Genomic DNA, 26,003 nt, shown 5'->3' on the forward strand with positions numbered 1-26,003 from the left:
GCCCGGCCCCGTGGTGGGATGGACCGTGTGACCAGCGCGAGCACCCCCGAGCAGCCGGCGCTGGCCGGGCTCGAGGTACCGGCCGCACCGCGTCGGCGTCGCGTCGCCGCCCCGCCCGGGCCGGCCGCCCGGCTGCCCGTGGCCCGGGTCTGCGTCGACCTCGCGCCGCCGCACCTCGACCGTCCGTTCGAGTACCTGGTGCCCGAGACGCTCGACGACGCGGCGCGCCCCGGTGTCCGGGTCAAGGTGCGGTTCGCCGGGCAGGACGTCGACGGGTGGCTCCTCGAGCGTGTCGAGGAGGCGGAGCACGAGGGACGGCTGCTGCCCCTGCGGCGCGTCGTGTCCTCCGAGCCCGTCGTCGCACCCGCGGTCGCGCGGCTGGCGCGCGCCGTCGCCGACCGGTGGGCGGGGAGCCTCGCCGACGTCCTGCGGCTGGCGGTCCCGCCGCGGCACGCGCGCGTGGAGGGTGAGGACGAGACGGCCGGGTCCGCCGGGCCGGGGGACGTCGCGGGCGCAGCCGCGCACGTGGCTCCGGGGGCGCCCGCCTGGGAGGCCTACCGGGGCGGTCCGGCGTTCCTGCGCCACGTGCTCTCCGGTGGTGCGCCGCGGGCCGTGTGGACCGCGCTGCCCGGCACCGGCGAGCACCGCTGGGCCGCCGCCGTGGCACAGGCGGTGACGACGACCCTGCTGGGGGGCCGCGGCGCTCTCGTCGTGGTGCCCGACGCGCGCGACGTCGAGCGGGTGTGCACCGCGCTGCACGAGACGGGGCTCACGGACGTGTCGGACGGCGGGCCCGTGGCGCGGCTGGTCGCCGAGGACGGGCCCGCCGCGCGGTACCGGGCGTTCCTCGCCACCCTGCGGGGCAGCGCCCGGGTGGTCGTCGGGACGCGGGCGTCGGCGTTCGCCCCCGTGGCGGACCTCGGCCTGGCCGTGTGCTGGGACGACGGCGACCTGCAGCACGCCGAGCCGCGCGCGCCGTACCCGCACGTGCGCGAGGTGCTGGCGCTGCGGTCCGAGCTCGAGGGCGCCGCGCTTCTGGTCGGCGGCCACGCCCGGACCGTCGAGGCGCAGCACCTGGTCGCGTCCGGCTGGGCGCACGAGGTGTCCGCCGACCGTGCGGGCGTGCGTGCCCGCACGGCGCGTGTGCGCGCGCTGACCAGCGTGGAGCTGGCGCGCGAGGGCCCCGCCGCGGCCGCCCGGCTGCCCGCGCCGGCGTGGCGCGTCCTGCGCGACGCCCTCGCGCTCGGTCCGGTCCTCGTCCAGGTGCCGCGGGCGGGGTACGTCCCCGTGGTGGCCTGCGGACGGTGCCGCACACCCGCGCGCTGCGCCACGTGCCACGGGCCGCTGGGCCTGACGTCCGGCGACGGTCCGCCGTCCTGCGGCTGGTGCGGTCGGCTGGCCACCGGCTGGCGGTGCGACGAGTGCGGTGCGGCGGCCCTGCGGTCCGTCCGCGTGGGCTCCGAGCGCACCGCCGAGGAGCTCGGGCGCGCCTTCCCCGGCACCACGGTGCGCGTGTCCGGTGCCCGTGCGGCAGGTGGCGTCCTGTCCGAGGTGCCCGACCGGCCGGCGCTCGTGGTGGCGACGCCCGGTGCGGAGCCGCACGCCCCCACCGGCTACGCGGCCGCCGTGCTGCTCGATGCCGCCGTCGCCAGCGCAGGGGAGCGGCTGGGGGCGGAGGTCGACGCGCTGCGCCGCTGGCTGGGCGCGGCCGCGCTCGTGCGCCCTGCGGGCCAGGTGCTCCTCGTCGGGGACGGTGCGGCGCGCCCCACGCAGGCCCTCGTCCGCTGGGACCCCGCCGGCCTCGCCGAGCGCGAGCTCGACGAGCGCGCCGAGCTCCGGCTGCCGCCGGCGGTCCGGGTCGCCGCCCTGACCGGCACGCGGGACGCGGTCGCGGCGGTCGTCGCGCGCGTCGACGTCCCCGTGCTGGAGGTGCTCGGACCCGTGCCGGTGCCCCCGGACGACCGGGGCGCGGCGCTGGAGCCCGAGGTGCGCACGCTCCTGCGTGTGCCCCCGGCCGACGGGGCGGCGCTGGCGGCGGCCGTCGCCGCGTCCGTCGCGATCCGCAGCGCCCGCCGGGAGGGCGGCACCGTCCGCGTCCAGATGGACCCCGCCGACGTGCTGTGACGCACGGCGGGTGCGGTGAGCCGACCTAGGATCGAACCCATGCGTCTGCTCTTCGCGGGGAGTCCCGCGGCCGCCGTTCCCTCCCTCGAGGCCCTCCTGGCCTCCCGGCACGAGGTGGCCGCGGTGCTCACCCGGCCCGATGCGCGCGTGGGGCGGGGGCGGACGGTGCAGCCGTCGCCCGTCGGTGCCCTGGCCCGCGAGCGCGGTCTGCCGGTGCTGACCCCGCGGACGCTGCGCGACCCCGAGGTGGTCGCCGAGATCACCGCCCTGGGCGTGGACGCGGCACCGGTGGTCGCCTACGGGGTGCTCGTGCCGCCGGCGCTGCTCGACGTCCCGCGGCACGGCTGGGTCAACCTGCACTTCTCGGTGCTGCCCGCCTGGCGCGGGGCCGCGCCGGTGCAGCACGCGGTCATGGCGGGCGACGAGGTCACGGGCGCCTCGACGTTCCGGCTGGAGGAGGGGCTGGACACGGGGCCGGTGTACGGCACCCTCACCGAGACGATCCGCCCCACCGACACGTCGGGCGACCTGCTGGGTCGGCTGGCCGTGGCGGGGGCCGAGCTGCTGGTGCGGACGCTGGACGCGCTCGAGGACGGCGTGCTGGAGCCGGTGCCGCAGCCGGCGGACGGGGTGAGCCTGGCGCCCAAGCTGACGGTGCAGGACGCGCTGGTGCGCTGGCAGCACCCGTCGACCGCCGTCGACCGGCGGATCCGGGGCTGCACGCCTGCCCCCGGTGCGTGGACCACCCTGCCGGACGGGCAGCGGCTGGGCGTGGGGCCGGTGCGTCCCGTCCCGGAGGTGACGGACCTGCGCCCGGGCGAGGTGCGTGCGGACAAGCGGGAGGTGCTGGTCGGGACGGGGGCCGGCGCCGTGCGCCTGGGGGAGGTGACGGCACCGGGCAAGCGCCCGATGCCCGCGGCCGACTGGGCGCGGGGTGCGCGCCTCGACGCGGGGACCGTGCTGGGCCGGGTGCCGGAGGGTGCCGCAGCGTCCGAGGGGGGTGCCCGATGAGCCGGGAGGACGGCCCGCGCCGTGACGACCGTGCCGGGCGCGACGAGCGTCCGCGCCGCGACGGCGGCGGTCAGGACGCCCGGCGTGACGCGCGGGGCCGGCAGCGTGGTGAGGCGCGGGTGCAGGGTCGCGCGGCACGCACGACGGCGGCGCCGTCGCAACGTGCTCGGCAGGGCGACGCCGCCCGCGGTGCGGCGTACGACACCCTGCGGGCGGTGGCGGACTCGGACGCGTACGCCAACCTGGTGCTGCCGCCGCTGCTGCGCGAGCGCCGGGTCGCCGGGCGTGACGCGGCGTTCGCCACCGAGCTGGCGTACGGCACCCTGCGGCTGCAGGGCCGGTACGACGCCGTGCTGGAGCAGGCGTCGTCGCGTCCGCTCGCGCAGGTGGACCCGCCGGTGCTCGACGTGCTGCGGATGGGTGCGCACCAGCTGCTGGGCATGCGGGTGCCGCCGCACGCGGCGGTCTCCGAGACGGTGGGCCTGGCCCGCGAGCGCGTCGGGGCGGGGGCGGCGCAGTTCGTCAACGCGGTGCTGCGCCGGGTGGCCGAGCAGCCCCTGGACGTGTGGTTGACGCGGGTCGGGGACGCGGCCGACCCCACGGGCGAGGACGTGGTCGCGCGGCTGGCCGCTGTGGAGAGCCACCCCGCGTGGGTGGTCCGGGCGCTGCGCGAGTCGTTGGTGGGGTCGGGGCGCTCGGCGGACGAGCTGGCGGCGCTCCTGGAGGCGGACAACGCGCCGCCCCGGGTGACGCTGGTGGCGCGTCCCGGGCTCGTGACGCCGGCGGGGCTCGCGGAGCAGGTGGACGCGGTGCCGGCCGGTCTGGCGCCGACGGCGCTGGTGCTGACCGGGGGAGACCCGGGTGCGGTGCCGGCGGTCCGCGACGGCCTGGCGGGTGTGCAGGACGAGGGGTCGCAGCTCGTGACGCTCGCGTTCGCCGCGGCTCCCGTCGACGGGCGCGACGAGCGCTGGCTGGACCTGTGCGCGGGACCCGGCGGCAAGGCGGCGCTGCTCGGTGCCCTCGCAGCCGGTCGGGGGGCGCGGCTGGTGGCCAACGAGGTGCAGCCGCACCGCGCCCGGCTGGTCGAGCAGGCGCTGCGAGCGGTGCCCCGTGACGCCGTGGAGGAGGTGCGCACCGCGGACGGGCGCACCGTGGGGGAGCTGGAGCCCGGCGCCTACGACCGGGTGCTGCTCGACGCCCCGTGCACGGGTCTGGGCGCGTTGCGGCGGCGTCCGGAGTCCCGCTGGCGGCGCACGCCGGCGGACCTGGCGACGCTCGGCGCCCTGCAGCGCGCGCTGCTGGCGTCGGCGCTGGCGGCCGTGCGTCCCGGGGGTGTGGTCGGGTACGTGACGTGCTCGCCGCACCTGGCCGAGACGCAACTGGTGGTGCTCGACGGGCTGCGGGCGGCCACGCGGGCCGGCACGCCCGCGGAGGTCGTCGACGCCGCGCCGGTCCTCGCCGGTGTCGCGCCGGCGTGGGAGCCGGTGACGGGGCGCACCGACGTGCAGCTGTGGCCGCACGTGCACGGCACCGACGCGATGCACCTGACGCTGCTGCGGCGGCTCTGAGCGCGGCGCCCGGCGGGGTCGGTAGCGTGGTGCTCGTGCCACCCGTGCTGATCAACCCGAGCATCCTGTCCGCCGACTTCGCCAACCTCGAGCGGGACCTGCAGGCGATCGCGTCGGCGGACCACGCGCACGTCGACGTGATGGACCAGCACTTCGTGCCCAACCTCACGATCGGCCTGCCGGTGGTGCGGCGGCTGGCGGAGGTCAGCCCCGTGCCGCTGGACGTGCACCTCATGGTGGAGGACGCCGACCGTTGGGCACCGCAGTACGCGGAGGCCGGCGCCGCGTCGGTGACGTTCCACGCCGAGGCGACGCAGGCGCCGGTGCGCCTGGCGCGCGAGCTGCGCGCCGGCGGGGTGCGTGCCGCGGTGGCGCTGCGCCCCGCGACCCCGGTCGAGCCGTTCCTCGACCTCCTGGCGGAGGTCGACATGATCCTCGTGATGACGGTCGAGCCGGGCTTCGGTGGGCAGGCGTTCATCGAGGGCACGCTGGCGAAGGTGCGCCGGGCGCGCGCCGCGGTGGACGCGGCCGGTGCGGCGACGTGGATCCAGGTCGACGGCGGCGTCTCGCGCGACACCATCGGGCGGATCGCCCGCGCCGGGGCGAACGTGTTCGTCGCGGGCTCGGCCGTCTACGGCGCGGCGGACCCCGCCCAGGAGATCGCGGCGCTGCGGGCGCTGGCCGAGCGCCCGACGACGCAGGCCTGAGGCCGCCGGCACCGGACCCTGCGCGTCCGGCCCGCGCCACCGGACACCACAGGTCGGGGTGCGGACGGGCGGCCGGGCGGGAATGCCCCGTGTGGCATCATCGTTGTCGAACACACACGTGCTCCGGGGTCGGTGAAAGTCCGAGCCGGCGGTGACAGTCCGCGACCCGTGATCCCCGCGAGGGGTGAGCGGTTGACCTGGTGGAACTCCAGGACCGACGGTGAAAGTCCGGATGGGAGGAGACGCGTGCGCGGTGCGCCTGCGGCGTGCCGTGACGGTGCGGTCCTCCGCCCGTGCTGCCCCGGAGCCCTGACGGCGACGGAGGTGGACGGTGACGCGGACGACGACCGACGACGCCGCACGCGACGTGCCCGTGCCGGGCCCGCAGGGCGTGCTCCCGCACGAGGTCGACGCGATGCGTCGTGCCCTGGGGCTGGCGCACCGCGGGCCGACGGGCCCCAACCCCCGCGTCGGGTGCGTCCTGCTCGGCCGCGACGGCGAGGTCCTCGGGGAGGGCTGGCACCGCGGTGCGGGCACCCCGCACGCCGAGGTCGCCGCGCTGGCCGACGCCCGCGAGCGCGGTGCGGCCGTGCACGGCGCCACGGCGGTCGTGACCCTCGAGCCGTGCGACCACACCGGGCGCACCGGCCCGTGCTCGACGGCGCTGCTCGCGGCCGGGATCGCGCGGGTGGTGGTGTCCGTGGAGGACCCCAACCCCGTTGCCGCCGGCGGCACGCGCCGCCTGCGGGAGGCGGGTGTCGACGTCCTGACGGGCGTCCTGGCCGACGAGGGTCTGGCCGCGCTGGGCGCCTGGCTGCCCGCGGTGCGCCACGGTCGCCCGTTCGTCACCCTGAAGACGGCCACCACGCTCGACGGGCGCATCGCCGCCGTCGACGGCACGAGCCGCTGGATCACGTCGGACGTGGCACGCCGGCACGCGCACGCGCTGCGCGCGGACGTGGGGGCGATCGTCGTGGGCACGGGCACCGCGCTGACCGACGACCCGTCGCTGACGGCGCGCACCGAGGACGGCTCGCTCGTCGAGCACCAGCCGCTGCGGGTCGTCGTGGGCCGTCGCGACGTGCCCGCCGGCAGCCGGCTGCGGGGCCCCGGCGGGGAGCTGGTGACCGTGCGCACGCACGACCCCGCGCAGGTGCTGGCCGTGCTGCACGAGCGCGAGGTGCGCCACGTGCTGGTCGAGGGCGGCCCGACGCTCGCCGCCGCGTTCCTCGCGGCCGGCCTGGTGGACGAGGTCCACGCGTACATCGCCCCGGTGCTGCTGGGCGCCGGCCCGGCCGCGGTCGGCGACCTCGGCATCACCACCATCACGCAGGCGCTGCGCCTGGTGCCGAGCACGGTGGTCCCGTTGGGGCCCGACGTGCTCGTCGTCGCCACGCTCCGGCCCGCACCGGCCGGCGAGGCACCAGCCCCGGCCGCACGTCCGTCCACCGAGGAGGAGCACTGATGTTCACCGGGATCGTCGAGGAGCTGGGCACGGTCGTCGCGCTGGAGCGCGGGGCCGGGGACGAGGCGGACGCGCGGCTGCGCGTGCGTGGGCCGCTGGTCACGTCCGACGCGCGACCGGGCGACTCGATCGCGGTCAGCGGCGTGTGCCTGACCGTCGCGGACCTGCCGGGCGACGGCACGTTCGTCGCCGACGTCATGCCCGAGACGCTGCGGCGCTCCGCGCTGGGCGACCTCGCACCGGGCGACGCGGTCAACCTGGAGCGGGCGCTGGCGGTCGGCGGCCGGTACGGCGGGCACGTCGTGCAGGGGCACGTCGACGGTGTGGGCGTCGTGCGGTCGCGCAGGCCCGGCCCTCGCTGGGACGACGTGGAGATCGGGCTCGAGCCGGCGCTGGCTCGGTACGTGGCCGAGAAGGGCTCCATCACGGTGCAGGGCGTGTCGCTGACGGTGACGCACGTGGGCGACGACACGTTCGGCGTCTCGCTGATCCCCACGACCCTGCAGGTCACGACGCTGGGGACGCTCGCGCCCGGGGCACGGGTCAACCTGGAGGTCGACGTGCTCGCGAAGTACACCGAGCGGCTGCTGGCCACGGCGGGGGTGGCCCGATGAGCGGCGACATCCGTCTGGGCACGGTCGAGGAGGCGCTCGACGCGCTGCGCGCCGGCCGCCCGGTGCTCGTCTCGGACTCCCAGGACCGGGAGAACGAGGCCGACGTGGTCCTCGCGGCGCAGTCCGCGACGCCGGAGTGGGTCGCCTGGACGATCCGGCACTCCTCGGGCTACCTCTGCGCGCCGATGACCGGCGAGCGCGCGGACGCGCTGGACCTGCCGCTGATGGTCCCGCACAGCCAGGACCCCCGCCGCACCGCGTACACGGTCACCGTCGACGCCGCGACGGGCGTCACCACGGGGATCTCCGCGGCCGACCGCGCCCGCACGCTGCGGGTGCTGGCCGACCCCGCGTCGGGCCGCACCGACCTCATCCGCCCCGGGCACGTGCTGCCGCTGCGCGCCGTGCCCGGCGGGGTGCTGCACCGCGCGGGGCACACCGAGGCCGCGGTGGACCTGTGCCGGCTGGCCGGCCTGGAGCCGGTCGCCGCGATCGCCGAGCTGGTGCACGACGACGGCACGATGATGCGGCTGCCGGACGCGGCCGCGGTCGCCGCCGAGGAGGGCCTGGTGCTCCTGACGATCGCCGACCTGCGGGCCTGGCGCCTCGCCCACGGCGACACCGAGCCGGAGCCCGTCGAGCCGGCCGCCCTGGCGCCGCGCGTGCACGCCACCCACACCGCGTACCTGCCGACGCGCCACGGCGACTTCCGCATCCACGGGTTCCGTGACCTGCGCACCGGCGACGAGCACGTCGCGCTCGTCTCGACGTCGGGCCTGGCCGCCGAGCCGACGGTGCGGGTGCACTCCGAGTGCCTCACCGGCGACGCGTTCGGGTCCGCGCGCTGCGACTGCGGTCCGCAGCTGGACGCGGCGCTGCAGATCGCCGCCGCCGAGGGCGGCGCGGTCGTCTACCTCCGCGGGCACGAGGGCCGGGGGATCGGGCTGCTCGCCAAGGTCGCCGCGTACGCCCTGCAGGACGAGGGCCGCGACACCATCGAGGCCAACGTCGACCTGGGGTGGCCCGCCGACCGGCGCGAGTACGGCGCCGCGGCGGCGATCCTGGCCGATCTCGGCGTGCGGCGCGTCCGCCTGCTGACCAACAACCCGGCCAAGGTCGCCGGGCTGCGCGCCCACGGCATCGAGGTCACCCAGGTGCGCGGCCTGGAGGTGGGTCGCACCCCGCACAACGAGGCGTACCTGCGCACCAAGGCCGTCAGCATGGGCCACGCGCTGCACCTCGACGACCCCGCGACCGTGGGCGCACCGGACGTGGCACCCGCCGTGCACGTCGCCCCCGTCCTCGCCGGCCCCGCACCGGCGGGCGCCGACACGACCGACCACACGTTCGCACCCCTGGAGGAGCTGGCATGAGCGGTGCAGGCGCACCCACCTTGGACCTGGACGGCAGCGGCCTGAAGGTCGTCGTCGTCGCCGCGAGCTGGCACACCACCGTCATGGACGGTCTGGTCGCCGGCGCCGAGCGCGCGCTGGCCGAGGCCGGTGTGCGCGACGTCACCACCGTGCGCGTCCCCGGCTCGTTCGAGCTGCCCGTGGCCGCGCAGCGCGCCGCCGGCACGGCCGACGCGGTCGTCGCCCTCGGTGTCGTCATCCGCGGCGGCACCCCGCACTTCGACTACGTGTGCCAGGCCGCGACCTGGGGCCTGACGCAGGTCGGCCTGAACACCGGGGTCCCCGTCGGGTTCGGGCTGCTGACGTGCGACGACGAGCAGCAGGCCCTCGACCGTGCCGGGCTGCCCGGCTCGCGGGAGGACAAGGGCGCCGAAGCCGCGCAGGCGGCGGTCGCCACCGCGCTGACCCTGCGTGCGCTGGGCGACGCATGACGGACCCGTGTGCGGCTGCGGTCGGACGGACGTCTAGGCTCGGCTCGTGAAGTCGTTCGAGGAGCTGTACGCCGAGCTGTCCCAGAAGGCCGTCACCCGCCCCGAGGGGTCGGGCACGGTCGCCGAGCTGGACGCCGGCGTGCATGCGATCGGCAAGAAGATCGTCGAGGAGGCGGCCGAGGTCTGGATGGCGGCCGAGCACGAGTCCGACGTGCGCGCCGCCGAGGAGATCTCCCAGCTGCTGTACCACCTGCAGGTGCTCATGCTCGCCAAGGGGCTGACGCTGCAGGACGTGTACACGCACCTGTGAGGGATCCCGGCCCCGCCGGACGCACCGCCCACCGACACCCACCGAACCACCCGAGGATACCGTGCTGAGGATCGCCGTCCCCAACAAGGGCTCCCTGTCGGAGCCCGCCGTCGACATGCTCCGGGAGGCCGGGTACCGGCAGCGCCGCGACTCGCGCGAGCTGGTCCTGCCGGACCCGGACAACGACGTGGAGTTCTTCTTCCTGCGCCCGCGCGACGTCGCCGTGTACGTCGGCGCCGGGACCGTCGACGTCGGCATCACCGGGCGTGACCTGCTCATCGACTCCGCCTCGTCGGCCGTCGAGCACCTGCCCCTCGGGTTCGCCCGCTCCACGTTCCGGTTCGCCGGCACAGCCGGTCGGCTGACCGACGCCCGGCAGATCGCCGGGCTGCGGGTCGCCACCTCCTACGCCGAGCTCGTGGCCGCCTACCTGCGCGAGCGCGACATCGAGCCGGCCGCGGTCGTGCGCCTCGACGGTGCCGTCGAGTCCGCCATCCGCCTGGGTGTCGCCGACGTGATCGCCGACGTCGTGGAGACCGGCTCCACCCTGCGTGCCGCCGGGCTCGAGGTCTTCGGGGAGCCGATCCTGCGCTCCGAGGCCGTCCTGGTCCGGCGTGCCGACGTGGACCAGCCCGCGGGCCTGGACATCCTCACCCGCCGGCTGCAGGGGGTGCTCACCGCCCGCGAGTACGTCCTCATGGACTACGACGTGCCGCTCGAGCTGGTGGACCAGGCCGTCGCCATCACCCCCGGCCTGGAGTCGCCCACGGTGTCACCGCTGCACAACGGCCAGTGGGCCGCCGTGCGTGCGATGGTGCCGCGCAACCAGACCAACCGCGTCATGGACGCCCTGTACGACGTGGGCGCCCGCGCGATCCTCGTGACGTCGATCCTCGCCTGCCGGATCTGACGTGACGCCCGACGACGACCGGCTCGACGCACCGTTCCGGCCGCGGCTCGCACGCGCCGTCACGCTGGGCGTCGCGGTCGCCGTGCTCGCCCTGACGGTCCTGCTCGTCGCCGTCATGCCCGGGCTCTCGCCGCTCGACCAGGTCGCGTTCGTGCTGTTCGCCCTCGCGATCGCGTGGTTCTGCTGGCGGCAGGCCTCCGTCAGCGCGGTCCCGGACGCGACCGGCCTGCGCGTGCGCAACCTCCTGGTCACCACGCACGTGACCTGGGCGCAGATCGTCTCGGTGCGGTTCGGGCAGGGACGGGCCTGGGTGCAGCTCGACCTGGCGGACGGGGACACCCTCGCCGTCATGGGGGTGCAGCGCGCCGACGGTGAGCGCGCCGAGCGCGAGGCGCGCCGCCTGGCCACGCTCGTCGCACGGCGCAGCGCCACGGCCGCCGACGACTGACCCGGGGCCGGCCGCCGGTCCCGGCGTCGCCGCGTCAGCCCGCCGTCACGGCGTGCACGCCCGCCACGGCCGCCGCGAGGAACGCGGCCGGGTCGGCGTCCAGGCCCCGACCCATGGTCGACAGCCGCACGGGGCAGGTGCGCAGCGCGTCCAGCAGCGCCGTCCCCGCACCGACCCGCACCGACGCGTGACGTCCGGCCGGTGACGTGATCCCCTCGGCCTGCGCCGTGACGCGCGCCCCGAACGCGGCCCACGCCGCGGGGTCGGGGTCCGCGGTGAGGTCCTGCGGGGTGCCGGGCAGGTCGGGGTCGAACTCCGGGACGACGACGTCGGCCGGGACCAGCGCCACGCGGCCGTAGGCCGTCAGCGAGTGGTGGGACACGCCCAGGTGGCGGTCACGGGCGTCGGCACCCGACACGCGCAGCGACGCGACGGGCCGGCCCCCCAGGACGCCGGCCGCGTTCAGCGCCTCACCGGCGGCGACCCCCGAGAACCCCCAGCGCGTGCCCGTCCCGAGGTTGCCGGGCCCCTGTGCCACGACCACGAGGTCCGCGCCGACCACGTGCCGCGCGGCCAGCAGCCCCGTGTGGACGGTCACCGCCTCCAGGTCACCGCCGAACGCCTGCCCCACGGTCACGCACGCCTGCAGCCACCCCGCCGACCGCAGGCCGTCGACCGCGCGGGAGAACCAGGCCGGCAGCGCCCCGCCGTCCGTCATCACGTACGCCACCCGCGGCGCCGGACGCCCGAGGCCGGCAGCCGCGGCGCGGGCACCGGCGACCACCGCCGGCAGCGCCGAGTGCAGGTCGGCCACGACCACCGGCAGCCCGGCGAGGTCGTCGGCGTCCCGCAGCACCTCGTGGTGCGGGGACTCCTGGTCGTCGACGCCCAGGACCATCGCCTGCAGGGGCGTGTACCGCGCCTTGACCAGGTGCCCGGGACCGGGCAGCGGGTCCGGCACCAGGGAGTCGGTGCGCGCGACCACCAGGGCGTACCCCCCGGTACCGAGCCCGCGCAGCAGCGCGGTGGCGTTGAGCAGCACCCGCGCGCCCGGCACGACCTCGCCGACGAGGTGGGGGTAGGACAGCGCCCGCACGGTGCGGTCCTCGCCTTCGAGCGCCACCGTCGACTCGCACGCACCGTCCCACCGGGCCCGGCACTCCCTCACCACTCCCGCACGCCACGCGATCACGCGCCCACGCTACCGGCGCGGCGCGGGCGTCCCGTGCCCCCCGTGCACGTCCGGACGACTACCGTGGTGCCCGATGCCCCCCGCGATCCCACCCGCCGAGCGCCTGCTCAACCTCGTCATCGCCCTGGTGAACACCACCGGCCGCATGACCAAGGAGCAGGTGCGCGCCTCCGTGGCCGGGTACGGCGACGCCCGCTCCGACGACGCCTTCGAGCGGATGTTCGAGCGGGACAAGGACACGCTGCGCGAGCTCGGCGTCCCGGTGCTCACGGTGACGCACGCCGGGCACGGCGACGACATCGGGTACCGCATCGACACGGCGCACTGGTCGCTGCCGCCGATCGAGCTGACGGCCGCCGAGCTGGGGGTCCTGGCCCTGGCCGCCCAGGTGTGGCAGGACCAGTCGCTGCGCGCCGACTCGACGCGCGCGCTGACCAAGCTGCGCGCCGTGGGCACTGCACCCGAGGCGCACGACCTCGTCGCAGGTCTCGCCCCGCGGGTGCGCGCCGGCGGTGAGGCCTTCGCACCGCTCGTCGACGCCGTGCAGAACCGCCAGGCCGTGCGCTTCACGTACCACGCCGCGACCACCGGGGAGGTGCGTGAGCGGCGCGTCGAGCCGTGGCGGCTGCTGGCGCGACGCGGCGGCTGGGTGCTGCTCGCCCGTGACCTCGACCGCGACGCCAGCCGCTCGTTCCGCCTGTCGCGCATCCGCGGGCCCGTGCGGCCGGTGGGGGAGCCCGGCGGCTTCGCACCGCCCACCGCCGAGGAGCTCGCCGAGGCGGCCCGCACGTGGGGTGCCGCGGGACCGGAGCAGACGGCCCTGCTCGCCGTCACGCCCGGGCGGGCCGGCGCGCTGCGGGCACGGGCCACGCAGGCCCCGTCCGACGTCGCGCTGCCCACCGGCGCCGCGGACGTCCTCGCCGGGCGCGACCTGCTGGCCGTGCCGTTCCGGGTCGACTGGGAGCTCGCCGAGGAGGTCGTCGGGTACGGCGACGCCGTGGTCGTGCTGGACCCGCCGCAGGTGCGCGACGCCGTGGTCGGCATGCTGCGCGTCGCCGCGACCCTCGACGCCCGCCCGGCGCACCACGAGGCGCCGCACCGCACCGACGTCGAGGAGGCCCGCGGTGCCTGAGCGCGCGAGCGACCGCCTGGTGCGGATGCTGGGCATGATCGCCTACCTCGAGCGGCACGAGGACGTCCCGGTCGAGCAGGTCGCCGCCCAGTTCGGCGTCACCCCCGAGCAGGTCATGGCCGACGTCGACACCCTGTGGGTGACCGGGACACCGGGGTACCTCCCGGACGACCTCATCGACTTCGACGCGTCCTCCTACGAGCAGGGCGTCGTGCGGCTCACCGAGGGGCGCGGCGTGACGCGCCCCCTGCGCCTCGGCCCGCGCGAGGGCGTCGCGCTGCTGGCGGCACTGCGCTCCCTCGCCGCCCTGCGACCCGCGATGGACGCCGAGCGCGCGGCCGTGCTCGACTCCGTGCTCGCCAAGGTGCAGGCGGCCACGGGCGACGCGGCGGCGGGGGTGCCCGTCGACGTCGAGCTGCAGGTCGGCGCCGTCCCGGCGGTCGCCGCCGCGGTCGGCGCCGCCCTGTCCGGACGTCGGCGCCTGCGGCTGCGGTACGTGGACGCCTCCGACGTCGTCACCGAGCGGGACGTCGACCCCGTGCGCCTGGTGACGCAGGACGAGCACTCCTACCTGCTGGCGTGGTCGCTCGCGGCCGACGCCGAGCGGATGTTCCGCGTCGACCGCATCGTCGACGCCGCCGTGCTCGACGAGCCCGCCGACGAGCACCCCGTCGCCGCCGACGCCGACGTGTTCCAGCCCGACCCGTCCGGTGAGCTCGTGACCGTCCGCCTGGCCGGCCGCGCACGCTGGGTCGCCGAGACCGTCCCCGTGGAGCGCACGCGCGAGCTGGCCGACGGGGCGTTCGAGGTCGAGCTGCGCGTGGTGCAGCCGGCCTGGGTGCGGCACCTGCTGCTGCAGGTGGCGGACGACGTCCTGGACGTGCGGCCGCCGCACGTCGCGCACGACGTGGCCGCGACCGCCCGCGGCGCCCTGGCGGCCTACGCGCCGCTGCTCGAGACGACCGCGGGGGAGTGCTGACGTGCTGTGGTTCACGGTGTGGACGGTCCTGGTCCTGGCGACCCTGGCCGGCGCCTTCCTGATCGGCCGGCGGCTGTGGCACGCCGTCGTCGCCCTGGGGCACGAGCTCGCGCGGGCGGGGGAGGTCGCCGACCGGCTGACCGCCCGCACGGCAGAGCTCGAGGAGCAGGCACGCGCGGCCGGCGCGGAGATCCGACCCGCGCTGGGACGCGAGCCGCAGGAGCTGCGCGACCGCGTCGAGCTGCTGCGGGCCGTCCGCCGGGAGCACCGGGCCCTGCGCCGGGAGCGGCACCGCGCCACGGTCGCCGACGCGTCGACCCGCTGGTTCGGGTGAGCGCACCACTCCCGGAACCGCCTGCCGAAGCGCTTCGACTCCCGAGGTCCACCCCGTAGACTCGCCCGGAGGACAACGGACCACAGAGGGGTCGTCATGCTCAGGAACGTCAGCGCCGTGCACGTGATCATGGTCCTGGTGGTGGTCCTGCTGCTCTTCGGGGCGAACCGGCTGCCGGGACTGGCCAAGAGCATCGGGCAGTCCATGAAGATCTTCAAGAACGAGGTCAAGGACCTCGCGGACGACGGACGCCGCACCCCCGGCGCCCCGACGCCCGACCCCGTGGTCGACGCCGACCCGGTGACCGGCACCACCGCCGGCACGGGCACGGCCGCCGGTACCGCCCCGGCCGCCGGTGACGTGCCGCCACCGCCGCCCGCGGCGCCCGCCGCACCGCCGCGCGCCTGAGCGGCCGGTGAGCCGCAAGCCCCGACGCGCGGCGGACCCGGGGGCCCGCATGCCGCTGCGCGAGCACCTGCGCGAGCTGCGTCGCAGGATCGTGCTCATCGCGCTCGGTCTGGTCGTCGGCGCGGTCGGCGGCTGGTTCCTCTACGAGCCGGTCTTCCACCTGCTCCAGCAGCCGATCCTCGACGTCGCCGACGCCCGCGGCGACCGGGTGTCGCTGAACTTCCAGGGTGTGGCGACGGCGTTCGACGTCCAGGTGAAGGTCTCCCTGTTCCTCGGCGTGCTGTTCACCGCGCCCTGGTGGATGTACCAGCTGTGGGCCTTCATCACGCCCGGGCTGACGTCCAAGGAGCGCCGCTACGCCGTGGGGTTCATCGCCGTCGGCGTGCCGCTCTTCTTCGCCGGCGCCGGGCTCGCCTGGTGGGCGCTGCCCAACGCCGTGCGCCTGCTCACCGCCTTCGCCCCCGCGGAGACGACCAACTGGGTCGACGCCCAGCTCTACCTGTCGTTCGTCATGCGGATCGTCCTGGCCTTCGGCCTGGGGTTCCTGCTCCCGGTCGTCATGGTCGCCCTGACCTTCGCCGGGCTCGTCCGCGCACGCACGTGGGCGGCCGGGTGGCGGTGGGCGATCGTCCTCGCGTTCGTCTTCGCGGCGATCGCGACCCCCACGCCCGACGCCGTGTCGATGCTCGTCGTCGCCGTGCCGATCTGCCTGCTCTTCCTCGGGGCGCTCGGGGTGTGCCTGCTGCACGACCGCCGGCTGGACCGCGCGCTCGTCGCGCAGGGGATGCCGCGCCTGGACGGCACCATGCCCGACGACGACGAGGCGCCCGGTGGCGGCACCCCCCGGGACGGCGCCGGGCCCGCCGGCACGCGCACCGACGCCGCGCCCGGCACGGCATGAGCACCGTCGGGCTCGTCGTCAACCCCGTCGCCGGCACCGGGCAGGGCACCCGCGTCGGACGGCGCGCCCACCGGCTGCTGGAGCGTGCCGGGCACGTGGTCCACGACCTGTCCGCGCCGACGCTCGCCCAGGCCACGTCCCGGGCACGGCAGGCGGCCACGGCCGGGCTCGACGCGCTCGTCGTCGTCGGCGGGGACGGGATGGTGCACCTCGGCGTCGACGTCGTCGCCGGCACCGACGTGCCCCTCGGCGTCGTCGCGGTCGGGACCGGCAACGACGTGGCACGCGCCCTCGGGCTGCCGCGCGCCGACGTCGACAAGGCGGTCGCCGTCATCGACCGGGCGCTGCGCGCCGCACCGCAGCGGGTCGACGCGCTGCGCGCTGGACCGCCCGACGGGTCCGCGAGCACGTGGTGCGCCGGCGTCCTGTCCTGCGGGCTGGACGCAGCCGTCAACGCGCGCGCCAACGCCCTGAACTGGCCCCGGGGCCACGCACGCTACCTGCGAGCGCTGCCCCCGGAGCTGGCTGCCTTCCGGCCGTACGGGTACCGCGTGCAGGTCGACGACACCGTCTGGGAGTCGGCCGGCACGCTCGTGGCCGTGGCCAACACGCCCTGGTTCGGCGGCGGCCTGCCCATCGCGCCCGATGCCGTCCCGGACGACGGCCTGCTCGACGTCGTGCTCGCCGGCCCGCTGACCCGCACGCAGGCGCTCGGGGTGTTCCCGCGGATCTACCGCGGCAGGCACGTCGACGACCCGCGGGTGCAGGTGCTGCGTGGGCGGCGCGTGCTGGTCGAGGCGGCACCCGCACTGGGCCCGCCGCCGCCGGTCGCGTTCGCGGACGGGGAGCGTGTGGGCGCCCTGCCGCTGGTCGTCGAGGTGGTCCCCGGCGCGCTCGGCGTGCTCCGGTAGCGCACCGCCGCGGCGTGCCTAGGGTGGGCCCGTGCCCCCACGTCGTCGACCGTCCCGTGCCGCGTCCGCCGAGCCCCGCCGGGCCGGTGGCTCGAACGCCGCGCCGCCCTCGCGACAGGCGGACCAGGAGCCGTCGCCCGCGGAGCGGTACGCGGCCGCACGCCGCCGGGCCGCGGCGGAGCGTGGTGAGCTCGGGACGTTCCGGGAGCGCCTGGACTTCCCGCTGGACGACTTCCAGGTCGAGGCGTGCGCTGCGCTGGAACGCGGCAGCGGTGTGCTCGTCGCAGCACCGACCGGGGCGGGCAAGACGGTGGTCGGGGAGTTCGCCGTGCACCTGGCGCTCGCCTCGGGGCGCAAGGCGTTCTACACCACGCCCATCAAGGCGCTGTCGAACCAGAAGTACGCCGACCTCGCCCGGGTCCACGGCGCGGACCGTGTCGGCCTGCTCACGGGTGACACGACGGTGAACGGTGACGCCGACGTCGTGGTGATGACGACCGAGGTGCTGCGCAACATGCTGTACGCGGGGTCGCCGGCGCTGGCGGGGCTCGGCTACGTCGTCATGGACGAGGTGCACTACCTGGCGGACCGGTTCCGCGGTCCGGTGTGGGAGGAGGTGATCATCCACCTGCCCGACGACGTGCAGCTCGTGTCCCTGTCGGCGACCGTGTCCAACGCGGAGGAGTTCGGCGACTGGCTCGCCACGGTGCGCGGTGACACCACCGTGGTGGTCAGCGAGCACCGCCCCGTGCCGCTGGGGCAGCACGTGCTGGTGGGTGACCGGCTGCTCGACCTGTACGCCGGGCACGTCGACCCGACGGCCCCCGGCGTCGACCCGCCCATCAACCCGGACCTGACGCACCTGCTGCGGCGCCAGCCGCCCGGTGCGCGTGACCAGCGCGGCCCGCGTGACCGCGGGCACCGGGGACGCGGCGGCCACCGGCCCGGACCGGGGCTGCGCCCGCCGCCACGGTTCGTGGTCGTCGACGAGCTGGCCGAGGCGGGGCTCCTGCCCGCGATCGTCTTCATCTTCTCCCGGGTCGGCTGCGAGGCGGCCGTGCAGCAGTGCCTGTCCGCGGGGGTGCGCCTGACCGACCCGCGGGAGGAGGCCGGGATCCGCCGCGTCGTGGAGGAGCGGTGCGCCGCGATCCCGCCCGAGGACCTGGGGGTGCTCGGGTACGACGCGTTCGTCGAGGCGCTCGCGCGCGGGGTCGCCGCGCACCACGCCGGCATGCTCCCGCTGTTCAAGGAGACCGTGGAGGACCTGTTCTCGCGCGGGTGGGTCAAGGTCGTGTTCGCCACCGAGACCCTCGCCCTGGGCATCAACATGCCGGCACGTTCCGTCGTGCTCGAGAAGCTGGTGAAGTGGGACGGCAGCGCGCACGTCGACGTGACGCCGGGGGAGTACACCCAGCTGACGGGTCGCGCCGGGCGCCGGGGCATCGACACCGAGGGGCACGCGGTCGTCGTCGCGCACCCCGGGCTGGACCCCGTCCAGCTCGCCGGGCTGGCGTCGCGCCGGCTCTACCCGCTGCGCTCGTCGTTCCGCCCGACGTACAACATGGCCGTGAACCTCGTGGCGCAGGTCGGCCGGGAGCGGGCCCGCGACGTGCTGGAGACGTCGTTCGCCCAGTTCCAGGCGGACCGTGGCGTCGTGGGCCTGGCCCGTCAGGCCCAGACGCACGCCGAGGCCCTCGAGGGGTACGCCGAGGCCATGCAGTGCCACCTCGGGGACTTCGCGGAGTACATGGGCCTGCGCCGGGCCCTCACCGACCGCGAGCGCGGCATGGCCAAGGCGGCGGCCGCCGCCCGGCGGGCGGACGTCACGCGCACGCTCGAGGGGCTGCACGTGGGCGACGTGGTCGAGATCCCCGTCGGTCGGCGCGCGGAGCACGCGGTCGTCGTGGACCCCGGGGGTGGCGGCGGGTTCGACGGCCCGCGCCCGACCGTGCTGACCACGGACCGCCGCGTGCGCCGGCTCACGGTGGCCGACGTCGGGACGGGTCTGCGGACGGTGGGACGCCTGCGGGTGCCGGGACGGTTCGAGGTGCGGGTGCCGGCTGCGCGGCGTGACCTGGCGGCGCGCCTGCGTGCCCGCCTGGACGAGCTCGACGTGGTGCCCTCGCCCGCCCGCTCCGGGGGGCGACGTGCGGAGCTCCGGTCGGCGGCCACGGAGGACGCCGAGCTGGAGTCGCTGCGGCGCCGGATGCGAGCGCACCCCTGCCACCGGTGCCCCGACCGCGAGGACCACGCGCGCTGGGCGGAGCGGTGGGAGCGGCTGCGTGACGAGCACGCCGCCCTGGTGCGCCGCATCTCGGGACGAACGGGCTCGATCGCGGCCGTGTTCGACCGCATCTGCGACGTGCTGGGCACCATGGGGTACCTCGCCACGGACGACACCGGGGCGTTGCGGGTGACCGACGACGGCCGCTGGCTGCGCCGCCTGTACGCGGAGAACGACCTCGTGCTCGCGGAGTGCCTGCGTCGTGGCGTGTGGGACGAGCTGGACCCTCCCGGCCTGGCGGCGGCGGTCTCGACGATCGTCTACCGGTCGCGCCGTGAGGAGGACACGGAGCCCCGCGTGCCGGGCGGGACGGACAGCCGGCTGGGCCGTGCGCTCGACGCCGCCGTGCGGGCGTGGTCGGAGCTGGAGGACCTGGAGCACGGGGCGCGCCTCGACACGATCCAGCCGCTGGACCTGGGGCTCGTCGAGCCGATCCACCGGTGGGCGGCCGGGCGCAGCCTGGACACCGTGCTGCGGGGGTCCGACCTGGCGGCCGGGGACTTCGTGCGCTGGTGCAAGCAGGTCGTCGACGTGCTCGACCAGGTCGCCGGCGCCGCGCCGACGGAGCGGTTGCGCACGACGGCCGGGCGGGCGGTCTCCGCGGTGCGGCGCGGCGTGGTCGCGTACTCGGCGGTCTGAGGCCCTGACCCGGCGATCTACCGCCGGTGTGCGGACCGCAACGGGCGCGGCGGGGCCCTATCGTGTGCTGATGTGAGCTCGACCCTGTACCGGCACGGCGTCGTGCACTCCCCGGCCGACCCCTTCGCCGAAGCGCTCCTCGTCGAGAACGGGGTCGTCGCCTGGCTCGGCTCCGACGACACGGCCGACGGCCTGGTCGCCGGCGTCGACGAGGTGGTCGAGCTGGGCGGTGCGCTGGTCGCGCCCGCGTTCGTGGACGCGCACGTGCACCTGCTCGAGACCGCCCTCGCGGCGGCCGGCCTGGACCTGACCGGCGCCGACCTGCCCGGCGTCCTGGACGCCGTCGCGGCCGTCGCCGCGCAGCGCGGGGCGGGCGACCGCCGCGTCGTGCACGGCACCGGCTGGGACGAGGGTGCGTGGCCCGAGGGCCGGCCGCCGACCCGCGCCGAGCTCGATGCCGCGGGGCAGGGTCTGCCCGTGTACCTCGCGCGGGTGGACGTGCACTCGGCGGTGGTGTCGAGCGCGCTGGCCGACCTGGCCGGCCTGCGGGACCTTCCCGGGTGGTCGCAGGACGGCCTGGTGGTCGGCGCCGCGCACCACGCAGCCCGCGACGTCGCGCTCGCGGTCGACGCGCGCGAGCGCACCGCGCTGTACCGGGACGCGCTGCGGCGTGCCGCGGCCGCCGGGATCGTCGCGGTGCACGAGCAGTCGGCGCCCCACGTCGACACCCGTGACGGGCTGCGCGAGCTGCTGACCACGACCGCGGACGCGGCGTCCGCCCTGCCGCTGGTCGTGGGCTACCGCGCCGAGGCGTGCGTCACGGTCGACGACGCGCGGGCGCTGCTGGCCGACCTGCCCGGGCTGACGGGCATCGGCGGCGACCTCAACGTCGACGGCTCCCTGGGCTCGCGCACGGCCGCCCTGCGCCACCCGTACGCCGACGCGCCGGGGACGTCCGGGACCCTGCACCTGACGGCCGAGCAGATCGCGAACCACGTCACGGCCGTGACGCGCGCCGGGTCGCAGGCAGGTTTCCACGTCATCGGGGACCGCGCCCTGGACGAGCTGCTGCTGGGGCTGCGGGCCGCGGCGGACGTGGAGGGCTCGGCGGCGATCGCCGCCGCCGGCCACCGCATCGAGCACGCCGAGATGGTCGACGCCCACTCGCTCGCGCAGATCCTGCTGCTGGGCCTGCGCCTGTCGGTGCAGCCGGCGTTCGACGCGACGTGGGGTGGCCCCGACGGCATGTACGCCGCTCGGTTGGGCCGGGGCAGGGCGGCGGCGCTGAACCCGTTCGCGGACCTCGCGGCCGCCGGTGTGCCGCTCGCCCTGGGGTCGGACACACCCGTCACCCCGTTCGACCCCTGGGGCGGTGTGCGGGCCGCGTCGGCGCACCGCCAGGCCGACCAGCGCATCAGCGTGCGGGCTGCGTTCCGGGCCGCGACCCGCGGCGGCTGGCGGTTGGCCGGGCTGGACCACAGCGGTGCCGGCGAGCTGCGGGTCGGTGCGCCCGCGCACCTGGCGGTGTGGCAGGCGGAGCACCTCGTGGTCCAGGCGTCGCGCACGTCGACGTGGAGCGCGGACGCGCGCGCCGGGAGCCCGCTGCTGCCGGACCTCGGCCCCGACGAGCCCGCACCGCAGTGCCTGCGCACGGTGCGCGCGGGTGTCGTCCTGCACGACACCCTGGGCTGACTGTGAGGGTTGTGCCCGCGGCCCGGCGCGGCGGCAGCGGGCTGCGGACGTCACGCCGGGGGACGCCCCGGGTGAAGAACGGCGCCGGTCGCGCAGCCGGTGAACCGTCCAGATCACGGCCGTGGCCGACACGCGGGCGACACGCCGCACGGGGGCAGCGTGCGGGCAGCGGCACACCCGTGCTGGCCTGCGCCGATCTCCCTGACCTGGCCGTTCGTCCCCTTGACAGGGTCGGTCAGACGGGTAGTTTCGCAGTGGCCCGTCGTTGCGGGCACCGGAGGGGGACCCACGAGCCACTGACCGGTGCCGCACGGTCCGAGCTCCGACCGGGTCCGCGCGCTCAACAGAAAACGGCAGGACTCGTCCTCGCCGGTACGAAGGGCGCGCGGGCCGGTCGGTCGGGCCGGCCGTGCGGTCCCCGGTCCCATCCGGGGCGCGGACGAGGCACCTGCGCAGGCTGACGTACCCTGCTGCGGTGCCCGTCCCACCGTCCGCCCGCTGGCTGACGCTCGTCCTGGCCGCCGCGGGCGGCCTGATCACGCGCCTCGCCTTCCCGGACCCCGGCCTGTCCCTGCTGGCACCCGTGGGCATGGCCCTGCTGTACCTGGCGCTGCGCCGCGACTCCGCGGCCTGGAACGCCCTGGTCGGCCTCGTGTGGGGCCTGACGTGCTTCGGCCCCATGATCACGTGGGCGAACGACGCCGTCGGGCCCGTCCCGTGGCTGGCGCTGACGGTGTTCGAGGCGGGCTACGTGGCACTGTTCGGCGCCGCGTGGGCGTGGGCCCGGCGCGGTCACGCCGTGTGGCGCAGCGGCGCGTGGCAGCTCGCGGCGTTCGTCGTGCTGTGGGTCGGCGTCGAGGAGCTGCGCTCCGCCTGGCCGTTCGGGGGCTTCCCGTGGGGTCGGCTGGCCTTCTCGCAGGCCGACTCCTCGCTGTCCGCGTACATGTGGCTCGGCGGCACCCCGCTGCTCAGCGGCGTCGTCGCGGCACTCGGCGTGCTGCTGGGCCGGGCCGTGCTCGCGGCGGGCCAGGTCGCCCTGGGCCGGACCGTCGGTGCCCTGGCGGCCGGTGGGGCCCTCGTCGTCGGGTCCCTGCTCATCCCGCTCGACACGGTCGCGCAGCAGGGGACGCTGCGGGTCGGCGCCGTGCAGGGTAACGTGCCCGAACCCGGCAAGCTCGACGCGTTCGGTGAGCGCCGCCAGGTCCTCGACAACCACGTCGCCGGCACCCGGGCGCTGCTCGAGGACGTGCAGCCGGGCGACCTGGACCTCGTGCTCTGGCCCGAGAACGGCACCGACATCGACCCGCAGGTCGACGCCGAGGCCGCAGGACTCATCGACGGCGTCGCGCAGGAGGTGGGTGCACCGCTGCTCGTCGGGACCGTGGAGTACCCCGACTCCGGTGGCCGGTACAACACGGCGCTGCTGTGGCAGCCGGGGGAGGGGCCCGTGGCCCGGTACTCCAAGCAGCGGCCCGCGCCGTTCGCCGAGTACATCCCCCTGCGCTCGTTCGTGCGGCACTTCTCGGACGCCGTCGACCTGGTGTCGCGCGACATGCTGCCCGGCACCGAGCCCGGCGTCATCCCGCTCGAGTCGCCCCGCCTGGGCCGCACGGTCGTCGTGGGGGACGTGATCTGCTTCGAGGTGGCGTACGACGCCATCGTCCGCGAGGCGGTCACCGAGGGTGGCGAGCTGCTCGTCGTGCAGACCAACAACGCGTCGTTCGGGTGGTCCGACGAGTCCACGCAGCAGCTGGCGATGTCCCGGCTGCGCGCGATCGAGCACGGGCGGGCGACGGTCCAGATCTCGACCGTCGGCGTGAGCGCGGTCATCGAGCCCAACGGTGTCGTCACGCAGCGCACGGAGCTGTTCACGGACGCCCAGATGATCGCGAACCTGCCGCTGCGCGACTCCCTGACGCCCGCGACGCGGGCGGGTGACCGGCCCGCCCTGGTCGCCGACGTGCTCGCCGTGTGGGTGGTCCTGGCGGGCATGGTGGGCGCAGCCCGGCTGCCGCGGGCCGAACGGCCCGACGGCCCCGCCTGACGCCCGCCACCCAGGCTCCCCAGGCCGGCCCCGCCGTCGGGAGCGGCTGCCGCGCCGGGGCGTCCGTCTCCCCCGGGGGCTCACCGCCGGGGCCGGACAGCACGACGCCCCGGTGTCTCCACCGGGGCGTCGTCGGGTTGTGCGGTGCGCGCCGTCAGGCGCTGCGGCGCAGCTTGCCCGCGCGCAGCAGGCCCAGGCGCTCGTCGAGCAGCTCCTGCAGCTCGTTCACCGTGCGCCGCTCCAGGAGCATGTCCCAGTGCGTGCGCGGGGGCTTGCCGGTCTTCGCCTCGGGCTGTGCCGCGTCGCGCAGCAGAGCCTCGGCGCCGCAGCGGCACTCCCAGACCACCGGCACGTCCGCCTCGACGGAGAACGGCAGGATGATGGTGTGGCCGTTGGGGCAGTCGTAGTGCGCCTGGAGCCGAGGGGCGAAGTCGACGCCCTCCTCGGTCTCCATGCTGTGGGACCCGATGCGCATGCCGCGCAGGGACCTGTTGGCCATGTGGACCTCCGTGCCGTGTCGTCCCGGCGGACCCGCTCGTGGTGGGCCCCGCCAGATCGTGTGTCGAATCGTTCTGCTACCTGACTGTCAACGTGGCCGGGGACCCCGGTGTTCCGGCCGACCGTGAAGGTCTGGTGAACACCCCTCGGTGCGGTGCCCGCACGTCGTGGTGGAGACCCACCCTGTCAGGTCCCGGCGCGCGTCGCGCGTCGGGGGAGGGCCGGACGGGGGACGGCCGCAGCCCGGTCGGCGACGTGACCCGCGACCCGCAGCAGGGAGCTGCGTTGCGACCTGCGGTGCGCTCCTGGCCGGCCGGGCCCGTCCCGCGGCGCGCGGATCGACCGGTCCCTAGGGTGGGGCGCATGACGATGACGTACCGCCGGCTGGGCGACAGCGGACTGACGGTCTCCACGGCCGGCCTCGGGTGCAACACGTTCGGTGCGACGCTGGATCCCGCGGGCGTCGGGGCGGTGGTCACGGCCGCGCTCGATGCGGGCGTCACCCTGTTCGACACCGCCGACGTGTACGGGGGAGTACCGGGGCAGAGCGAGGAGCTGCTGGGCGCCGCGCTGCGGGGCCGGCGCGACGACGTCGTCGTGGCCACGAAGTTCGGGATGGACGTGCGCGGGCTGCACGGCGCCGACTGGGGCGCGCGCGGGTCCCGGCGGTACGTCCGCCGGGCGATCGAGGGCTCGCTGCGCCGGCTGGGGACGGATCACGTCGACCTGTACCAGCTGCACGCACCCGACCCCGGCACCCCGGTCGAGGAGACGCTGGCCGCGCTGCACGAGCTCGTCGTCGAGGGCAAGGTCCGGTACCTGGGGTCCTCCAACCTCGCGGCCTGGCAGGTGGTCGACGCCGACTGGGTGGCCCGGTCCGCCGGCACGACCCCGTTCGTCTCCGCCCAGAACCGGTACAACCTGCTGGACCGCGAGGCCGAGGCCGAGCTCGTGCCGGCGGCGGAGCACGTGGGCGTCGGCCTCCTGCCGTACGTCCCGCTCGCGTCCGGCCTGCTGACGGGCAAGTACCGCCGCGGCGAGGCAGCGCCCGTGGGCAGCCGGCTGGCGCGCATGCCGCATCGGCTGGCCGCGGCCGACTTCGACCGCATCGAGGCGCTCGCCGCGCTCGCCGCCGACTGGGGGGTCGACCTGCCCACCGTCGCGCTCGGTGGCCTGGCCGCCCAGCCGGCCGTGGCATCGATCATCTCCGGTGCCCGCACGCCCGAGCAGGTGCGTGCCAACGTGGCCGCGGCCCTGTGGGAGCCGACGCTCGAGCAGCTCGCCGCCATCGACGAGGCCGCGCCCGGTCCCGTCTGACGAGCGGCAGCGCGCAGGCGTCACGGGTCGACCTCACGGGCCGAGCACGCGTGCGCGGTGCTCGCCGATCGCGACCACGGCGCTGAGCCGCACACCGTGGTCCGCGGTGGTCGTACGCAGGGCGTGCTCCCACGCACGCTCCAGGGACCCGCGGTCGCCGCCGGCGGCCCGCACGACGGCCACCGCCACCGACCCGCCGGGCGCGTCGTGCCTGAGGATGTCCGCCATCGCGACCACCACCTGCCGGACCTGCGCCGGGTCGGGGTGCAGGGGGATGCCGACGAGCGGCAGCACGACCGGCAGCATCCTGCCGTCCGCGTCGAGCAGCACGAGCCACAGCGCCGGCGGACCGGCCCGCTCGGGCCCGACGAGCGACAGCATCACCGCGAGGATGTCGTCGACGTCGCGCAACGGGTGCGCGGGCAGCACGGGCAGGTCGTCGTCGGGGCCGGGGGCGGCCCAGCCGGCCGTGTCGGGCGTGTCCATGCCTCGACCCTGGGGGCGCGGCGCGGGGTGCGGGCGCGCCGCACGACCGGTCGTGGACACGGCACGGTGGCACCGGGTCTGTGGTCGGTTCGGGGCGCACCCGTGCGGCGGGCCGCGGTGGGCGTGCACGGGACTCGTCACGGGGGGACGATCGGCACGTCGGCCGTCGGGCTTGACGTCCACGGC

At 76.6% G+C, this 26,003-nt stretch carries 24 protein-coding genes and 1 riboswitch; of the genes, 21 read left to right on the forward strand and 3 right to left on the reverse strand.

Annotated features, from left to right (window positions below; translation table 11 throughout):
- The first annotated feature begins 18 nt into the window (after positions 1-18).
- The 11 genes from BMZ16_RS07285 to BMZ16_RS07335 all read left to right on the forward strand — a co-directional run bounded on the left by BMZ16_RS07285 (position 19) and on the right by BMZ16_RS07335 (position 11,000).
- Complete coding sequence (locus tag BMZ16_RS07285; protein ID WP_089798997.1) at positions 19-2,124, forward strand: primosomal protein N' family DNA-binding protein; 2,106 nt, start codon at positions 19-21, stop codon at positions 2,122-2,124.
- 39 nt (positions 2,125-2,163) lie between these two features.
- A complete protein-coding gene (gene fmt / locus BMZ16_RS07290; RefSeq protein WP_089798999.1) occupies positions 2,164-3,135 on the forward strand; it encodes a methionyl-tRNA formyltransferase in 972 nt (323 codons plus the stop codon).
- Complete coding sequence (locus BMZ16_RS07295; protein WP_089799001.1) at positions 3,132-4,703, forward strand: RsmB/NOP family class I SAM-dependent RNA methyltransferase; 1,572 nt, start codon at positions 3,132-3,134, stop codon at positions 4,701-4,703. Before fmt ends, BMZ16_RS07295 begins: the two co-directional genes overlap by 4 nt.
- 35 nt (positions 4,704-4,738) lie before the next feature.
- Positions 4,739-5,410 (forward strand): ribulose-phosphate 3-epimerase, encoded by a 672-nt coding sequence (gene rpe / locus BMZ16_RS07300; protein ID WP_089799938.1) that lies wholly within the window; start codon positions 4,739-4,741, stop codon positions 5,408-5,410.
- Positions 5,411-5,524: 114 nt separating this feature from the next.
- A riboswitch (FMN riboswitch) is annotated at positions 5,525-5,658 on the forward strand.
- 83 nt (positions 5,659-5,741) lie between these two features.
- A complete protein-coding gene (ribD, locus tag BMZ16_RS07305) occupies positions 5,742-6,875 on the forward strand; it encodes a bifunctional diaminohydroxyphosphoribosylaminopyrimidine deaminase/5-amino-6-(5-phosphoribosylamino)uracil reductase RibD (RefSeq protein ID WP_369822499.1) in 1,134 nt (377 codons plus the stop codon).
- Positions 6,875-7,489: a riboflavin synthase gene (locus BMZ16_RS07310; RefSeq protein ID WP_089799004.1), complete on the forward strand. Its 615-nt coding sequence runs from the start codon at positions 6,875-6,877 to the stop codon at positions 7,487-7,489. Before ribD ends, BMZ16_RS07310 begins: the two co-directional genes overlap by 1 nt.
- The gene (ribB, locus tag BMZ16_RS07315; protein ID WP_089799007.1) at positions 7,486-8,862 is read left to right on the forward strand and encodes a 3,4-dihydroxy-2-butanone-4-phosphate synthase; all 1,377 of its coding nucleotides are present in this window, start codon (positions 7,486-7,488) and stop codon (positions 8,860-8,862) included. Before BMZ16_RS07310 ends, ribB begins: the two co-directional genes overlap by 4 nt.
- On the forward strand, positions 8,859-9,332 hold the full coding sequence (gene ribH / locus BMZ16_RS07320; protein ID WP_089799009.1) for a 6,7-dimethyl-8-ribityllumazine synthase: 474 nt from the start codon (positions 8,859-8,861) through the stop codon (positions 9,330-9,332). The genes ribB and ribH overlap by 4 nt, the downstream gene beginning before the upstream one ends.
- Before the next feature lie 46 nt (positions 9,333-9,378).
- A complete protein-coding gene (locus BMZ16_RS07325) occupies positions 9,379-9,642 on the forward strand; it encodes a phosphoribosyl-ATP diphosphatase (protein WP_089799011.1) in 264 nt (87 codons plus the stop codon).
- 61 nt (positions 9,643-9,703) lie between these two features.
- A complete protein-coding gene (hisG, locus tag BMZ16_RS07330) occupies positions 9,704-10,552 on the forward strand; it encodes an ATP phosphoribosyltransferase (RefSeq protein ID WP_089799013.1) in 849 nt (282 codons plus the stop codon).
- A gap of 1 nt (position 10,553) precedes the next feature.
- Positions 10,554-11,000: a PH domain-containing protein gene (locus tag BMZ16_RS07335; protein ID WP_089799015.1), complete on the forward strand. Its 447-nt coding sequence runs from the start codon at positions 10,554-10,556 to the stop codon at positions 10,998-11,000.
- 34 nt (positions 11,001-11,034) lie between these two features.
- Here the strand turns inward: BMZ16_RS07335 and BMZ16_RS07340 are convergent, their stop codons facing one another.
- Positions 11,035-12,192, reverse strand: coding sequence for a DUF3866 family protein (locus tag BMZ16_RS07340; RefSeq protein ID WP_089799017.1), 1,158 nt, complete (start codon positions 12,190-12,192; stop codon positions 11,035-11,037).
- Positions 12,193-12,265: 73 nt separating this feature from the next.
- Between BMZ16_RS07340 and BMZ16_RS07345 the strand changes: the two genes are divergently transcribed.
- The 9 genes from BMZ16_RS07345 to lnt all read left to right on the forward strand — a co-directional run bounded on the left by BMZ16_RS07345 (position 12,266) and on the right by lnt (position 23,516).
- Positions 12,266-13,324, forward strand: coding sequence for a helix-turn-helix transcriptional regulator (locus tag BMZ16_RS07345; RefSeq protein WP_089799019.1), 1,059 nt, complete (start codon positions 12,266-12,268; stop codon positions 13,322-13,324).
- A complete protein-coding gene (locus tag BMZ16_RS07350) occupies positions 13,317-14,303 on the forward strand; it encodes a helix-turn-helix transcriptional regulator (RefSeq protein ID WP_089799022.1) in 987 nt (328 codons plus the stop codon). The genes BMZ16_RS07345 and BMZ16_RS07350 overlap by 8 nt, the downstream gene beginning before the upstream one ends.
- Before the next feature lies 1 nt (position 14,304).
- A complete protein-coding gene (locus BMZ16_RS07355; protein WP_089799024.1) occupies positions 14,305-14,637 on the forward strand; it encodes a hypothetical protein in 333 nt (110 codons plus the stop codon).
- Positions 14,638-14,733: 96 nt separating this feature from the next.
- Complete coding sequence (tatA, locus tag BMZ16_RS07360) at positions 14,734-15,045, forward strand: twin-arginine translocase TatA/TatE family subunit (protein WP_089799026.1); 312 nt, start codon at positions 14,734-14,736, stop codon at positions 15,043-15,045.
- Between the two features lie 49 nt (positions 15,046-15,094).
- Positions 15,095-15,946, forward strand: a complete 852-nt coding sequence (gene tatC, locus BMZ16_RS07365) for a twin-arginine translocase subunit TatC (protein WP_089799028.1) — start codon at positions 15,095-15,097, stop codon at positions 15,944-15,946.
- Positions 15,943-16,857: a diacylglycerol/lipid kinase family protein gene (locus BMZ16_RS07370; protein ID WP_089799030.1), complete on the forward strand. Its 915-nt coding sequence runs from the start codon at positions 15,943-15,945 to the stop codon at positions 16,855-16,857. The genes tatC and BMZ16_RS07370 overlap by 4 nt, the downstream gene beginning before the upstream one ends.
- 31 nt (positions 16,858-16,888) lie before the next feature.
- Complete coding sequence (locus BMZ16_RS07375; protein ID WP_089799031.1) at positions 16,889-19,780, forward strand: DEAD/DEAH box helicase; 2,892 nt, start codon at positions 16,889-16,891, stop codon at positions 19,778-19,780.
- A gap of 72 nt (positions 19,781-19,852) precedes the next feature.
- Positions 19,853-21,472: an amidohydrolase gene (locus BMZ16_RS07380; protein WP_089799033.1), complete on the forward strand. Its 1,620-nt coding sequence runs from the start codon at positions 19,853-19,855 to the stop codon at positions 21,470-21,472.
- Between the two features lie 475 nt (positions 21,473-21,947).
- Positions 21,948-23,516, forward strand: coding sequence for an apolipoprotein N-acyltransferase (lnt, locus tag BMZ16_RS07385; protein WP_089799036.1), 1,569 nt, complete (start codon positions 21,948-21,950; stop codon positions 23,514-23,516).
- Positions 23,517-23,670: 154 nt separating this feature from the next.
- Here lnt and BMZ16_RS07390 read toward each other — a convergent pair whose 3' ends face one another.
- On the reverse strand, positions 23,671-24,015 hold the full coding sequence (locus BMZ16_RS07390) for an RNA polymerase-binding protein RbpA (RefSeq protein ID WP_089799038.1): 345 nt from the start codon (positions 24,013-24,015) through the stop codon (positions 23,671-23,673).
- 368 nt (positions 24,016-24,383) lie between these two features.
- Between BMZ16_RS07390 and BMZ16_RS07395 the strand changes: the two genes are divergently transcribed.
- Positions 24,384-25,331, forward strand: a complete 948-nt coding sequence (locus BMZ16_RS07395) for an aldo/keto reductase (protein WP_089799943.1) — start codon at positions 24,384-24,386, stop codon at positions 25,329-25,331.
- Positions 25,332-25,364: 33 nt separating this feature from the next.
- Here the strand turns inward: BMZ16_RS07395 and BMZ16_RS07400 are convergent, their stop codons facing one another.
- Positions 25,365-25,817, reverse strand: coding sequence for a hypothetical protein (locus BMZ16_RS07400; protein WP_089799040.1), 453 nt, complete (start codon positions 25,815-25,817; stop codon positions 25,365-25,367).
- Between the last annotated feature and the right edge of the window lie 186 nt (positions 25,818-26,003).

It is taken from the genome of Cellulomonas sp. KH9, assembly GCF_900114185.1.
In the GTDB taxonomy this organism is placed as follows: Bacteria; Actinomycetota; Actinomycetes; order Actinomycetales; family Cellulomonadaceae; genus Cellulomonas.